The organism is Herbaspirillum sp. VT-16-41 (genome assembly GCF_001994935.1).
GTDB classification, from domain to species: domain Bacteria; phylum Pseudomonadota; class Gammaproteobacteria; order Burkholderiales; family Burkholderiaceae_D; genus Herbaspirillum; species Herbaspirillum frisingense.
In genome coordinates, this window is the sequence record NZ_MUXB01000168.1 from 105,973 (window position 1) to 119,098 (window position 13,126).

The window sequence follows — 13,126 nt, forward strand, 5'->3', positions numbered from 1 at the left end:
CGGAGGATGCCGGAGGAGACCCGGGCGGCTTGACCGCCCATAACAAAAACGCGCCTCAAGCACGAGAAAAGAAAAACAACGGTAGTCCGTATGAACCCGAAGCCCCGGAGCTGATCCGGACTTCGGGTTTTCTTTTTTTGGGGTGTGATCGCCGCGTCAGCCCGCCGCTTCGGCGTAGGTGGCGGCCGCCACCAGGCGACGCGTGTATTCCTGCTGCGGTCGTTGCAGTACCTCGGCGGTATCACCACTCTCGACCACCTTGCCGTCCTTCATCACGATCACCTGATGCGCCATGGCCTGCACCACCGCCAGATCATGGGTGATGAAGAGATAGGCCAGGCCATGTCGGCGCTGCAGGTCGGCCAGCAATTGCAAGACCTGCTGCTGCACGGTCACATCCAGCGCCGAGGTCGGTTCATCCAGCAGCAGCAGTTCCGGCTGCAGCACCAGCGCGCGGGCAATGGCGATGCGCTGGCGCTGGCCGCCGGAGAATTCGTGGGGATAACGTTCCAGCACCGCCGCCGTCAGGCCCACCTCTTCCAGCGCGGCGACGATCGCCTGGCGCTGCTGTTCGAGGCTCTGGCCGGGATGATGCAGGGCCAGGCCTTCGCCGACGATCTGCTCCACGGTACGGCGTGGCGAGAGCGAGGCGAACGGGTCCTGGAACACCACCTGCATGCGCGCGCGCAAGGGCCGCAGGTCGCGACTGCTGCGCTCGGAGATGGGCACGCCGTCAAATCGGATGCTGCCCGCCACGCTGGCCGGCGACAGCCGCAGCAGGGCCATCCCCAGCGTGGACTTGCCGGAACCGGATTCACCGACGATGCCGAGGGTCTCGCCGCGCCGCAATTGCAGGTCGATACCGTCGACCGCATGGAAGGCGCGCTTGGCGAACCAGCCCTGCTTGATCTGGTAGGTGCAGCGCAATTTCTCGGCCTGCAACACCACCGGCGCGTCCCCGGGGACATCGGCGGCATTGCGCTGCGGCCGGCTTTGCAGCAGCTTGCGCGTGTACGGTTGCTGGGGGTTGGCGAACAGTTCGGGCACGCTGGCACTTTCCACCAGTTTGCCTTTCTCCATCACGCCCACTCGGTCGGCGAAATGGCGCACCAGGTTCAAGTCGTGCGAAATGATCAGCACGGCCATGTTTTCCTCGCGCTGCAACTGGTTCAGCAGGGCCAGGATCTGCACCTGGATGGTCACATCCAGCGCCGTGGTCGGTTCATCGGCAATGAGCAGCTTGGGCTTGCAGGCCAGGGCCATGGCGATCATGGCGCGCTGGCGCTGGCCGCCCGAGAGCTCGTGCGGGTAGGACAGCGCCCGGCGCGCCGGCTCCGGGATGCCAGTCTTTTCCAGCAAGGCTACGGCACGCCGGGCGGCCTCGCGGGCGTCGATGGCTTCGTGGTGCATCAACACCTCGGCAATCTGGTTGCCGATGGTGAAGAGCGGGTTCAGGGCCGTCATCGGCTCCTGGAAGATCATCGCCACATCGTTGCCGCGCACCTGTTGCATCTGGCGCTCGCTCTTCTGCAGCACGTCCTGGCCGTCGAGCAGGATGCTGCCCTCATAGCGCGCATCCTGGTTCAGTTGCAGCACCGCCAGCGAGGAGACGGTCTTGCCGGAACCCGACTCCCCCACCAGCGCGAACTTCTCGCCAGGGGCAATGGAAAAACTGACGCGGTCCACCACCACGGCGTCGCCGAAGCGCACCGTCAGGTCCTTCACTTCCAGCAGGGGGCCGCTCATGCCTTCCTCCGCACATCCAGGGCATTGCGCAGGGCATTGCCGATATTGGTCAGCAGCAGCAGGGTCACGGTCAGCACCACGAAGGTGGACAGCGCGATCCACCACGCATCGAGATTGTTCTTGCCCTGCGCCAGCAGCTCGCCCAGGCTGGGTGTGGAAGGTGGCACGCCCAGGCCGAGGAAGTCCAGGCTGGTCAGTGCCAGGATGGCCGCGCTCATGCGGAAGGGCAGGAAGGTCACCACCGTCGTCATGCTATTGGGCAGGACGTGACGCCAGATGATCAGGCGGTCCGGCAAGCCCAGGGCGCGGGCAGCTTGCACATATTCGAGATTGCGGTTGCGCAGGAAATCGGCGCGCACATAATCCGACAGGCTCATCCAGCCGAACAGCGACAGCAACACCAGCAGCAGCCCCAGGCTGGGCTGGAAGATCGAGGAAAAGATGATCAGCAGGTAGAGCTCCGGCATGGAGCCCCAGATTTCCAGCAGGCGCTGGGTGATCAGGTCGGTGCGCCCGGCGAAGTAGCCCTGCACGGCACCTGCGGCCACACCCAGCACCACGCCGATGAAGGTCAGCGCCATGCCGAACAGTACCGACACCCGGAAGCCGTAGAGCAGACGGGCAAACACATCGCGTCCGCGATCATCGGTACCCAGCCAGTTCTCGCCGGAGGGTTCGGCCGGGTTGGGCTGCTTTGCGAAGTAGTTCAGCGTGTTGTAGCTGTAGCGATTGGGCGGGTAGATGACCCAGTTGCCGTCCTTGTGGAATTGCTGCTCGATGAAGGGATCGAGATAGTCGGCCGGTGAATCGAAATCACCGCCGAAGCTCTTGTCCGAATAATCCTGCAGCATCGGGAACATCAGCTTGCCCTGGTAGCCGGCCACCAGCGGCTTGTCGTTGGAGATCAGTTCCGCGCCCAGGCTCAGCACGAACAGGATGGAAAACAGCACCAGGCTCCAGTAACCGGTACGGTCGGCGCAAAAGCGCAGCCAGATGCGGCGGCTGGGCGAGATGGACGGGGCCAAGGAAGGGGTCATGCTCATTTCGCCAGGCTTTCGAATTGAACGCGCGGGTCGGCCCACACATAGCAGAGGTCGCCCAGCAGCTTGACCACCAGGCCAATGAGCGTAAACAGATAGAGCGTGCCCATCACCACCGGATAGTCTCGCCGGATCGCCGATTCATAGGCCAGCAGACCCATGCCGTCCAGCGAGAACAGGGTCTCGATCAGGAGGCTGCCGGCGAAGAAGGAAGCGATGAAGGCCGAGGGGAAACCGGTCACCAGCGGGATCAGCGCGTTGCGGAAGACGTGCTTGTAGAGCACCTTGCGCTCGGAGAGTCCCTTGGCCCGTGCGGTCAGGACGTACTGCTTGCGGATTTCTTCGAGGAAGGTATTGCGGGTCAGCATGGTGATGACCGCAAAGGCGCCGATCACCGAGGCCGCCACCGGCAGCGTGATATGCCAGAGATAGTCGGTGACCTTGCCCACCAGCGACAGGCTGGCCCAGTTGTCCGAGGTCAGTCCCCGCAGCGGGAACCACTGCACGAAACTGCCGCCGGCGAACACCACCAGCAGGAACACCCCCAGCACGAAGCCGGGAATGGAATAGCCGACCAGCACCAGGCCGGTAGTGGCGACATCGAAACGGCTGCCCTCGCGCACCGCCTTGGCGATACCCAGCGGCACCGAGATCAGGTAACTCAGGAAGAAGGTCCACAGGCCGATGCTGATGGAGACCGGCAGCTTGGATTTGACCAGGGTCCAGACATCGCCATGGTGGTAGAAGCTCTTGCCCAGGTCGAAGGTGAGGAAGCCCTTGAGCATGCGCCAGAAGCGCTCTACCGGGGGCTTGTCGAAACCGTAGAGTTTCTTGATTTCCTCGATGCGTTGTTCGTCGATGCCCTGCCGGCCGCGATAGGCCGAGGCACCGCTGGCGGCGCCACCGCCGGAGGCCTCACCGCCGCCGCCACGGCCTTTCATCTCCAGCATGGCCTGTTCCACCGGGCCACCCGGTACGAACTGGATCACGGCAAAGGTGATGGCGACCACGCCGAAGAGCGTGGGGATCATCAACAGCACCCGTTTCAAAATGTAGGACCAGATATTCATGACTGCAGGCATCCTCGTTCAAGACCGGCCTGGCCGGACATCGTTGCGTGCTTCATCTTCAACGCCCCTTCTCTTCCCACCAGGTGCTGATCACATAGGGATCGGCCTGGTAATACAGCGGCGCCACCTGCGGGATGCCGAACCGGTTCTGGTAGGCGATGCGATGGGTGGACGAATACCAGTGCGGCACCACGATGTACTTGTGCAGCAGCACCCGGTCCAGCGCCCGCGCCGCGGCAGTCAGCCGGACCCGGGTATCGGCCGCCACTACGGCCTGCACCAGCTGGTCCACCAGCGGGTCCTTCAGACCCCAGGCATTGTTGGAGCCCTTTTCATCGGCCGCCTTGGAACCGAACATGTCGAACAGTTCATTGCCCGGGCTGCTGGTGTCGGGGAAGCGGATGCTGGTCATGTCGAAGTCGAAGTCTTCCATGCGCTTGGCCACCAGCGCGTAGTCGGCGCTGCGCTGGACCACATCGATGCCCAGCGTGCGCAGGTTGCGCGCAAACACGCTGATGACGCGCGACATGGAGCTCTGGTCATCCAGGATCTCGAAGGACAGCGCCACGCCCTGGGCATTGCGTACCGCGCCATCGCGATAGACCCAGCCGGCCTGGGCCAGCAGTTCTCGGGCCTGGCGCAGGTTGGCACGCAGCGAGGCGGGTGGATTGGTCGAGGGCGGGATGGGTGCCGGGCCGAACACCGCCGGATCGATCTTCAGGCCCTTGGCCTGCAGCGACTTCAGCAAGGCCAGCTCGTCACCCTGCGGCTCTCCGGTGGCGGCGAGCTGACTGTTGTTGAAGAAGGAGTAGATGCGGGTGTACTGGCCGTAGAACAGCTGGCGGTTCATCCATTCATAGTCCAGCGCCAGCCCGATGGCCTGGCGCACGCGCACATCCTTGAACTGGTCACGCCGCAGGTTCATCACGAAACCCTGCATGCCGGCACCATTGGAGTGCTTGAATTCCTTCTTGATGATGCGGCCGTCGCGGAACTGCGGGCCGGTATAGCTGCGTGCCCAGTTCTTGGCGCTGTACTCCACCACCACGTCGAACTCACCGGCCTTGAAGGCCTCCAGCCGCGCCAGGTCATCCTTGTAGAAACGGTAGACGATACGCTCGAAGTTGAACATGCCGCGCCGGGCCGGCACCTCCTTGCCCCAGTAGTCGGGATTGCGGCGGTAGGTGATGCTGCGGCCGGTGTCGTAGCTCTCGATCAGGTAGGGGCCGGTGCTGATGGGCGGGGTCAGCTGGATCTGGTCGAAGGGGGTGCCCTGCGCCCACTTCCTGGAGAACACCGGTACGCTGCCTACGATCAGCGGCAATTCATGGTTGCTGCTGGCGAAGTCGAAGCGCACCGTCGACGCATCGACCACTACGCAACCCTTCACATCGGCAAAGATCGATTTGAATTGTGGCGCACCCTTGGCCAGGATGGTGTCGTAGGAATACTTCACATCCTCGGCCGTGACCTTGTCGCCATTGTTGAAGCGCGCCTTGGGATTCAAGTGGAAGGTCATGGACATACGGTCCGGCGCCAACTTCATGTCGTCGGCCAGCAAGCCATAGACGGTCGCGACCTCGTCGGCGGAAGACACGGCCAGGGTCTCGAACATCAGCTGGTCCAGCCCGGCGGCGGCCACGCCCTTCAAGGACAAGGGATTGAACTTGTCGAAGCTGGTGCGGCGATCGGGATTGGCCAGATAGAGCGTGCCGCGACGTGGCGCATCTGCATTGACGTAGTCGAAATGGCTGAAACCGGCCGGATACTTGGGCGTGTCGTACAGCGAAAAGGCATGCTCGGCGTGGGCCGGAGCGGCGTAAGCCAGCGTGGCGGCCAGCAGGGAGGTAAGGAAAATCCGGGATGTCTTCAGGGGCTTGACCATGCGGTTGTCTGTCTGCGCTGTCGCGGGCGTTGATGTCTGGGGGCAGGCAAGTCCCGTGCCCACCGGCCTGGAAACGATTTTGTTCCGGGGCATTGTAAATAGAGGAACGATTACAGGGAAGCAATTAAAGCAACTAAGTTCATAGCATGGCTGCGCAATGCGAACGCCCGGCAAAGGTTGCCGCGCCTGCCGCAAGCCCCTACAATCCGGGTCTGTTCCAGCGCGGGGGCCGCACGATGCGACCGTCGCCATCACCATCGGCCGCCCCGCGCGCCCGCCTGCCAGGCGGCCCTACGCAGGACGCGGCGGACCATACGGAGTCATCATGGCATTTCTGCAAGGCAAAAAAATTCTGATCACCGGCTTGCTGTCCAACCGTTCCATCGCCTACGGCATCGCCCAGGCGTGCAAGCGCGAAGGCGCCGAACTGGCCTTCACCTACGTTGGTGAGCGCTTCAAGGACCGCATCACCAAGTTCGCCGAAGAGTTCGACAGCAAGCTGATCTTCGACTGCGACGTCGGCAGCGATGAGCAGATCAATGCCTTGTTCGCCGACCTGGGCAAGTCCTGGAGCCAGCTGGACGGCCTGGTCCACGCCATCGGCTTCGCCCCGGCCGACGCCATCGCCGGCGACTTCCTGGAAGGCTTCTCGCGCGAAGGCTTCAAGATCGCCCACGACATCTCGGCCTACAGCTTCCCGGCCATGGCCAAGGCCGCCCTGCCGCTGCTGTCGCCCAACGCCGCCCTGCTGACCCTGACCTATCTGGGCTCGGAGCGCGTGGTCCCCAACTACAACACCATGGGCCTGGCCAAGGCCTCGCTGGAGGCGTCGGTGCGCTACCTGGCCGAATCGCTTGGTCCCAAGGGCGTGCGCGTCAACGGCGTCTCCGCCGGTCCGATCAAGACCCTGGCCGCCAGCGGCATCAAGGGCTTCGGCAAGATCCTGGGTGCCGTGGCTGCCAATGCCCCGCTGCGCCGCAACGTGACCATCGAAGACGTCGGCAATGCCTCGGCCTTCCTGCTCTCCGACCTGGCCTCGGGTATTACCGGTGAAATCACCTACGTGGACGGCGGCTTTTCGCGCGTAGTTGGCGGAATGGCGGAATAAGCAAGCCTCATCCACAAATAAAAGACAGTTATCGAAAACCTTTGGTGCTAATTTCGATGTTTTACTGTATGATTCGCCTTGTGCATTGCAATAACCGATGCACAGGCGAATCGGACGTGAACCCTGGCCTCCAGGATTTCCAGCCAGATTCGCCCAAGCAGCTTCGCAAGCCTTACCTGTCATAACGACAAGTTCCCCGTAAAAGCCCCCCGCCCCTGGCATCCCTTGATGATGCCGTCCCGGCGCAAAGCTTTTGTGCCGAAATTTCTTTGTATTTTTCATAGTCATTTCGTCGGTTGGCGTTGCTTTTTTTCGTTCAGACACTCGATGTCCGGCGCGCTTGCGTGCGCCCGTCTCGTGCCTGGCGTATCACATTCACGAAAGAGATTATGACTTTTGAAGCACTCGGCCTGAACCCTTCGATCATCAAAGCCCTGACCGAAGCAGGCTATACCTCCCCGACCCCGGTCCAGGAAAAAGCCATCCCCGCCGCCATCAGCGGCCAGGATCTGCTGGTGTCCTCGCAGACCGGTTCGGGCAAGACCGCCGCTTTCATGCTGCCCTCGCTGCACCAGCTGGCAGACCTGCCGCAGGCGCCGCAGGCCGCCCGTACTCCCAACCAGGAACGCCAGGCCACCCGTGCCCGTGGCGAGCGTCCGCGTTACCAGCCGGCACAGCCGAAGATGCTGGTGCTGACCCCGACCCGCGAACTGGCCCTGCAAGTGACCACCGCCACCGACAAGTACGGCTCCTACATGCGCCGTGTGCGCGTGGTGTCGATCCTGGGCGGCATGCCCTACCCGAAGCAGATGCAACTGCTGTCGCGCAATCCTGAAATCCTGGTGGCCACCCCGGGTCGTCTGATCGACCACATGGAATCGGGCAAGATCGATTTCTCGCAGCTGCAGATCCTGGTGCTGGACGAAGCTGACCGTATGCTGGACATGGGTTTCATCGACGACATCGAAAAGATCGTCGCCGCTACCCCGACCACCCGCCAGACCATGCTGTTCTCGGCCACGCTGGACGGCGTCGTCGGCAACATGGCCAAGCGCATCACCAACAACCCGCTGACCATCCAGATCGCCAGCTCGTCGACCCGTCATGAAAACATCATGCAGCGCGTGCACTTCGTGGATGACCTGTCGCACAAGAATCGCCTGCTGGATCACCTGCTGCGCGACACCAGCATCGACCAGGCCGTGATCTTCACCGCCACCAAGCGTGACGCCGACACCATCGCCGATCGCCTGAACATCGCCGGTTTCGCTGCCGCCGCACTGCATGGCGACATGCACCAGGGTGCCCGTAACCGTACCCTGAACAGCCTGCGCCGCGGTCAGGTGCGCATGCTGGTAGCCACCGACGTGGCCGCCCGCGGCATCGACGTGCCGGGCATCACCCACGTGTTCAACTACGACCTGCCCAAGTTCGCCGAAGACTACGTGCACCGTATCGGTCGTACCGGTCGTGCCGGCCGCAATGGCGTGGCCATCTCGCTGGTCAATCACGCTGAAGGCATGCAGGTCAAGCGCATCGAGCGCTTCACCAAGCAGACCATCCCGGTCGATGTGGTGGAAGGTTTCGAACCGAAGAAGTCGGCTGCACCGCGCAGCCCGCGCAAGCCGGGTGGCTGGCGTCCGGGCGACGGCCGCAGCAACAACGGCCCGCGCTACGGCGCCGGCAACCGTGAAGGCGGCGGTCATCGCGAAGGTGGTTTCGCCGGTCACCGCGAAGGCGGCAACCGTGAAGGTGGCTTCGGTGGCAATCGCGAAGGCGGCGGCTACAGCGGCAACCGCGAAGGTCGCAGCTTCGGCGGCGCCAAGCCGGCCGGTGGTCCGCGTCGCGAAGGCGGTGCTGGCGGTGGCTACAAGGGTAACAACGGTGGCGGCTTCCGCGCCGACGGCCCGCGTCGCTCCTACGGTGATCGTTGATCGCTACTGATCACTGACCGGTCTTGAGATGTTGAAAAGCCGCTTCCGAGGAAGCGGCTTTTTCTTGGGTGCTCGATCGATCCGGACGATCTCACCCCGAACACTGCCCACCCTGCCCCGCCTGCAAAGCGCGCACGCCATCGGCAATCGCCTGCGCTGCCTGCGCGACGGCCTTCTGGGTGGCGGCGACCACGTCGGCATTGGCGCCACCGCTGACCGGCTCCACGACCGTCAGCCGACAGGCGCCGCTGCGGCGGTCGTCGGAGCGGGTGATGGTCCAGCCGAAGGCGGCCTGGACGCGTCCACCGCGGGCGGCATCGAAGTCGCGTAGTTCGACATTGATCCGATAGCTGGCCTGGTCAGCCGGGCGACCGCCCCGCGAGACGTCGATGGCGCCCAGGCGCGCGGCCACGCCGGCGGCCAGGGCATCGCGCAACTCATTGTTGAAGGGCGAGGACCAGCGGTCCTGCTCCAGCACCTCCAGTCGGGTGGCATCGCTGCGCACCACCAGTTGCGGACGGGCCAGGCGGTCGGGCACCGCCACCGGCATCACCTCGATGAAGGTCTGCGGCCCCTGGCTGGCGGTGCGTACCGCCGGCGCGCTGTCGGCCGGGCTGGCCAGGGTATAGAACGTCGCGGGCGGCGAACTGCCGCAAGCGGCCAGCAGTGACGCCACCAGGGCGGCGGCGGCCAGGGTCTTGGGAGAGAGGCTGTTCCTGTTGTGCATCATGGCTCCTGTTTGCCCCGGATCAGCGATTCCGGATGCTGTTGCAGGTAATCGGTCAAGACGCGGATCGAGGCCGCGGCCTTGGACAGTTCCTGCATGGTCTGGCGAATGTCCTGCTGCAGGGGCGCGTCGTCGGACAAGGTGCGTTCGGCCGCATTGAGGGTCTTGCGGGCGTCCTTCATGGCGGCCTGCATCTCGGGCGCGATGTCGTTGTTGATGCGCGCAGCGGTCTGCTCGGCGGTCGACAAGGTCTTGTTCAAGGTCTTCAGGGTGGTCTGCAGATCGCGACCGATCTCGTCGAACGGTACCTTGGAGAGCTTGCCGGCGATATCCGAGAGTTGCTGCTGCAATGCATCCAGGCTGCCCGGAATGGTCGGCAACTCCAGCGGCACTTTCTCAGTATCGATCTGCGCCGGTTTGGCCTTGGGGAAGAAGTCGATCGCCACGTACAACTGGCCGGTCAGGAGATTGCCGTTGCGCAGCTGGGCGCGCAGGCCGCGCTTGACCAGCAGGCGCAGCAGTTGCGCATTGGAACGGCGCTCCTCGCCGGTCTCTTCGTGGAAGCGACGACCCAGGCGGTCCGGATAGATCTGCACCAGCACCGGCATGCGGAATTCGCGGCGCTCGCGGTCGTACTCGACGCCGATGCTCTTGACCTCGCCCAGCACCACGCCACGGAAGTCGACGGTGGCGCCCGGCTGCAGGCCACGCAGGGACTGGTCGAAATACAGCAAGGCCGTCTGCGGCACGCCATCGGGCTCCTTCATGGCAGCGCTTTCGTCTTCGACCAACGGATATTCAGAACCTTCCTTGGCCGGTGCACTGACGCGATCTTCATCGCGGTCACGGAAGGCGATGCCCCCCAGCACCACCGTCGACAGCGCCTGGGTATGCAGCTTGAAGCCGCTGGCATTGAGTTCCATGTTGAAGCCGCTGGCATGCCAGAAGCGCGAAGCCTGGGTGACGAACTTGTCGTAGGGGGCATTGACGAAGATGCGCAGGGTCACGCCACGTCCATCCGAATCGAGGTCATAGGCCACCACCTGACCCACCTTGATACGCCGGTAGAAGATGGGGGAACCGATATCGAGCGAGCCCAGGTCGTCCGTATGCAGCACGAACTGGCGACCCGAGGCATCCCGCGTGACGATGGGCGGCTGCTCCAGACCAACGAATTCCTTCTTGGTCTCTTCCGAGACACCGGCATCGGCACCGATATAGGCGCCCGAGAGCAAGGTGCCCAGCCCCGAGATGCCCGAGGCGGCGATGCGCGGGCGCACCACCCAGAAACGGGTGTCTTCGGCATTGAAGCCGGAGGCTTCCTGATTGAGCTGGATGCCCACCAGCACATGCGAGCGGTCGGCGGCCAGCTTCAGGGTCTGCACCTGGCCGATTTCCACATCCTTGTACTTGACCTTGGTCTTGCCGGCTTCCAGGCCCTCGGCCGAGCGGAAGCTGACCGTGACCACCGGGCCACGCTCGACCAGGATCTTGGCCACCAGCGTCAGCCCGACGATGGCCGCGATGATGGGAATGAGCCAGACCAGCGAGGGCAGCCAGTTGCGCTGGCGCGTGCGCCGGGGCTGCAGCAGCGCCGGTTTGTCCTGGGGGGTGTCAGGTGGGGTCATGCGGGTTCCTGTTTCTTGTTGACAGTTGAAATCGGGGGGCATCGTCCCAGATCAGGCGAGGATCGAAGGAGAGCGAGGCCAGCATGGTCAGCACCACCACCGCACCGAAGGCGGCAATGCCGATGCCGGCGTGGACGTTGGCGAAACCGTGGATCTTGACCAGCCCGGTCAACACCGAGACCACGAACACGTCCAGCATGGACCAGCGTCCGATGGCTTCCACCAGGCGATACAGCTTGGCCCGTTGCAGGCGCTGCCAGCGGCTGCGGCGGCGCGCCGAGATGACCAGGATGCCCAGCGCCACCAGCTTGAACAGCGGCACCAGGAAACTGGCCACGAAGACCACCAGCGCCAGTCCCCATTCGCCCGAGGTCCAGAAATAGATGACGCCGGAGAGGATGGTGTCGCGCTGTTCATCCAGCAGGGTACTGGTGACCATCACCGGCATCATGTTGGCCGGGATGTACATGATGCAGGCCGCGATCAGCAGCGCCCAGGTGCGGGTGAGACTGTCGATCTTGCGCACGTGCAGCGGCGCGTGGCATACGCCGCAGTGCTCGTGCTCGGTGGCGCCTTGCCAGACCGTGCCGCAGTGGTGGCAGCCGATGACGCCCTGCGAGGCGGCGTCCGCCACCTGCAGGTCTTCATCTTCGGCCAGGGTGGCGCTGGCCGGTTCATGGGCGCGGCTCATGCGCCTGCTCCCTGGTCACCGAACTGCTCGGCCTGCTGCTGCTCCCACAGATGCCACAGATAGCGCGGATTGAACGACACCACCACCGTCAGCAGCACCGTCAGGCCGCCGAAGGACCACAGCGCCGGACCGGGAATCACCTCGGCCATGTTGGACAGCTTGATCAGCGCCACCAGGATGCCCAGCATGAAGACTTCGATCATGCCCCACGGCCGCGCTGCCTGCATCAGCCGCAGCAGCAGCACGAAACCGGGCGGCCGGGTCGCACGCGCGGCCGGCAGCAACAGGTAAAGCAGCACGCCCAGCTGGATCAGCGGGAACAGCAGGGTCGTGGCCAGCACCAGCAGCGCCACTTCCGACATGCCATCACGGGTGAGCGCGACCACCGCGCCGATCAGGGTGGTCTGGCTGGACAATCCCTGCAGTTCGATGGTCACGATGGGGAAGACATTGGCGATCACGAACAGGATCAGCGCGCCCACCGTCAGCGGCAGCAGGTGCTGCAGGCGCTTGCCGGTATCGCGCTCAAGCTCGGCGCCGCAGCGCAGGCAACGGGCGATCTCGCGCTCCCCGAGCGGCATGCGCTGGTAGACGGCGTCGCATTCTTCGCAAACGATCAGGTCCGGGCGTTTCTGCATGGATGAGGATAGTCCCGCGGGCGGGTGCTGTTGTTATGGTTTCTGCAAGGACAACTGACGGGCATGGTGGCACCATTGCAGGGCTTGCGTTGGAGCGCAATCGGGCAGCGGCGTTCCATCCGCACCACCGTTTGCGGGCCCGCCGCGTGAAGATAAATGACCTAATGGTCATTTGCCAGACGATTGTAGCAACAAATTTATTTCAATCCGGCAGGCTTTTACCTGGCTTTTCCTCGGCTCCGGCAGATAGCGCTTGACAAGCTTGCGGCCAATCTTCTACATTGCTCAGATGACTTCCGCAGCAAACTTCTCCCTACGCCACAACAGCGCCAGCGCCCCGCTAGCGTTGCTACCGGTGTCGCTACTACTAGCCTCGCGCTAAAATCCGCAGTTCCTGCCGTTCCCGCTGATGTCACGCGATCCGGCAACCCCAATCAAATCCAGCAATACCGGCAGTAAAACCAGGCAGTGACGCGTAAGCTGTACCAAGCCGACGTCGCAGCCGCATCAGGCGAAGCGATCATGCATTCGAACACCAGGACCATCCATACTCCGCGCCGGCAAGCATGCCAGCCGACCTGCGCGCGGCAGGAGATGCCGCCTCTGGCTCTATGACGGGTTGTCTGGCCACGCGCCCGTGGCAGCCAGGCAACCCGATT

The 13,126-nt window shown here is 63.7% G+C and carries 10 protein-coding genes; 2 read left to right on the top strand and 8 right to left on the bottom strand.

Going from position 1 to position 13,126, the window contains the following annotated elements; genetic code table 11:
- Window positions 1–156: 156 nt before the first annotated feature.
- From BTM36_RS24960 to BTM36_RS24975, 4 genes are read right to left on the bottom strand one after another with little or no spacing between them, the layout of a single operon-like run.
- Window positions 157–1,746 carry an ABC transporter ATP-binding protein gene (locus tag BTM36_RS24960; protein WP_006464344.1) on the bottom strand — a complete coding sequence of 530 codons (1,590 nt, stop codon included), beginning with the start codon at window positions 1,744–1,746 and terminating at the stop codon, window positions 157–159.
- Window positions 1,743–2,789: an ABC transporter permease gene (locus tag BTM36_RS24965; RefSeq protein WP_077238370.1), complete on the bottom strand. Its 1,047-nt coding sequence runs from the start codon at window positions 2,787–2,789 to the stop codon at window positions 1,743–1,745. The genes BTM36_RS24960 and BTM36_RS24965 overlap by 4 nt, the downstream gene beginning before the upstream one ends.
- Window positions 2,786–3,856, bottom strand: coding sequence for a microcin C ABC transporter permease YejB (locus BTM36_RS24970; protein ID WP_077238404.1), 1,071 nt, complete (start codon window positions 3,854–3,856; stop codon window positions 2,786–2,788). The genes BTM36_RS24965 and BTM36_RS24970 overlap by 4 nt, the downstream gene beginning before the upstream one ends.
- 58 nt (window positions 3,857–3,914) lie before the next feature.
- Complete coding sequence (locus BTM36_RS24975) at window positions 3,915–5,741, bottom strand: extracellular solute-binding protein (protein WP_077238371.1); 1,827 nt, start codon at window positions 5,739–5,741, stop codon at window positions 3,915–3,917.
- A 325-nt stretch (window positions 5,742–6,066) separates the two neighbouring features.
- On the opposite strand from BTM36_RS24975, the gene fabI reads away from it, so the two are divergent.
- Window positions 6,067–6,849: an enoyl-ACP reductase FabI gene (gene fabI / locus BTM36_RS24980; RefSeq protein ID WP_077238372.1), complete on the top strand. Its 783-nt coding sequence runs from the start codon at window positions 6,067–6,069 to the stop codon at window positions 6,847–6,849.
- Window positions 6,850–7,238: 389 nt separating this feature from the next.
- Window positions 7,239–8,783, top strand: a complete 1,545-nt coding sequence (locus BTM36_RS24985; protein ID WP_077238373.1) for a DEAD/DEAH box helicase — start codon at window positions 7,239–7,241, stop codon at window positions 8,781–8,783.
- A 91-nt stretch (window positions 8,784–8,874) separates the two neighbouring features.
- Here BTM36_RS24985 and BTM36_RS24990 read toward each other — a convergent pair whose 3' ends face one another.
- From BTM36_RS24990 to BTM36_RS25005, 4 genes are read right to left on the bottom strand one after another with little or no spacing between them, the layout of a single operon-like run.
- Window positions 8,875–9,510, bottom strand: coding sequence for a membrane integrity-associated transporter subunit PqiC (locus tag BTM36_RS24990; RefSeq protein WP_174616916.1), 636 nt, complete (start codon window positions 9,508–9,510; stop codon window positions 8,875–8,877).
- A complete protein-coding gene (locus tag BTM36_RS24995) occupies window positions 9,510–11,138 on the bottom strand; it encodes an intermembrane transport protein PqiB (protein WP_077238375.1) in 1,629 nt (542 codons plus the stop codon). The genes BTM36_RS24990 and BTM36_RS24995 overlap by 1 nt, the downstream gene beginning before the upstream one ends.
- Window positions 11,125–11,829, bottom strand: a complete 705-nt coding sequence (locus BTM36_RS25000; RefSeq protein WP_077238376.1) for a paraquat-inducible protein A — start codon at window positions 11,827–11,829, stop codon at window positions 11,125–11,127. Before BTM36_RS25000 ends, BTM36_RS24995 begins: the two co-directional genes overlap by 14 nt.
- Complete coding sequence (locus BTM36_RS25005; RefSeq protein WP_006464353.1) at window positions 11,826–12,467, bottom strand: paraquat-inducible protein A; 642 nt, start codon at window positions 12,465–12,467, stop codon at window positions 11,826–11,828. Before BTM36_RS25005 ends, BTM36_RS25000 begins: the two co-directional genes overlap by 4 nt.
- Window positions 12,468–13,126: the final 659 nt, after the last annotated feature.

What these genes read in the sequence shown, in the direction of transcription:
- BTM36_RS24960 (WP_006464344.1), bottom strand. Translation starts at nt 1,746, where the DNA reads ATGAGCGGCCCCCTGCTGGAAGTGAAGGACCTGACGGTGCGCTTCGGC.
- BTM36_RS24975 (WP_077238371.1), bottom strand. Translation starts at nt 5,741, where the DNA reads ATGGTCAAGCCCCTGAAGACATCCCGGATTTTCCTTACCTCCCTGCTG.
- fabI (WP_077238372.1), top strand. Translation starts at nt 6,067, where the DNA reads ATGGCATTTCTGCAAGGCAAAAAAATTCTGATCACCGGCTTGCTGTCC.
- BTM36_RS25000 (WP_077238376.1), bottom strand. Translation starts at nt 11,829, where the DNA reads ATGAGCCGCGCCCATGAACCGGCCAGCGCCACCCTGGCCGAAGATGAA.
- BTM36_RS24995 (WP_077238375.1), bottom strand. Translation starts at nt 11,138, where the DNA reads ATGACCCCACCTGACACCCCCCAGGACAAACCGGCGCTGCTGCAGCCC.
- BTM36_RS24965 (WP_077238370.1), bottom strand. Translation starts at nt 2,789, where the DNA reads ATGAGCATGACCCCTTCCTTGGCCCCGTCCATCTCGCCCAGCCGCCGC.
- BTM36_RS25005 (WP_006464353.1), bottom strand. Translation starts at nt 12,467, where the DNA reads ATGCAGAAACGCCCGGACCTGATCGTTTGCGAAGAATGCGACGCCGTC.
- BTM36_RS24990 (WP_174616916.1), bottom strand. Translation starts at nt 9,510, where the DNA reads ATGCACAACAGGAACAGCCTCTCTCCCAAGACCCTGGCCGCCGCCGCC.
- BTM36_RS24985 (WP_077238373.1), top strand. Translation starts at nt 7,239, where the DNA reads ATGACTTTTGAAGCACTCGGCCTGAACCCTTCGATCATCAAAGCCCTG.
- BTM36_RS24970 (WP_077238404.1), bottom strand. Translation starts at nt 3,856, where the DNA reads ATGAATATCTGGTCCTACATTTTGAAACGGGTGCTGTTGATGATCCCC.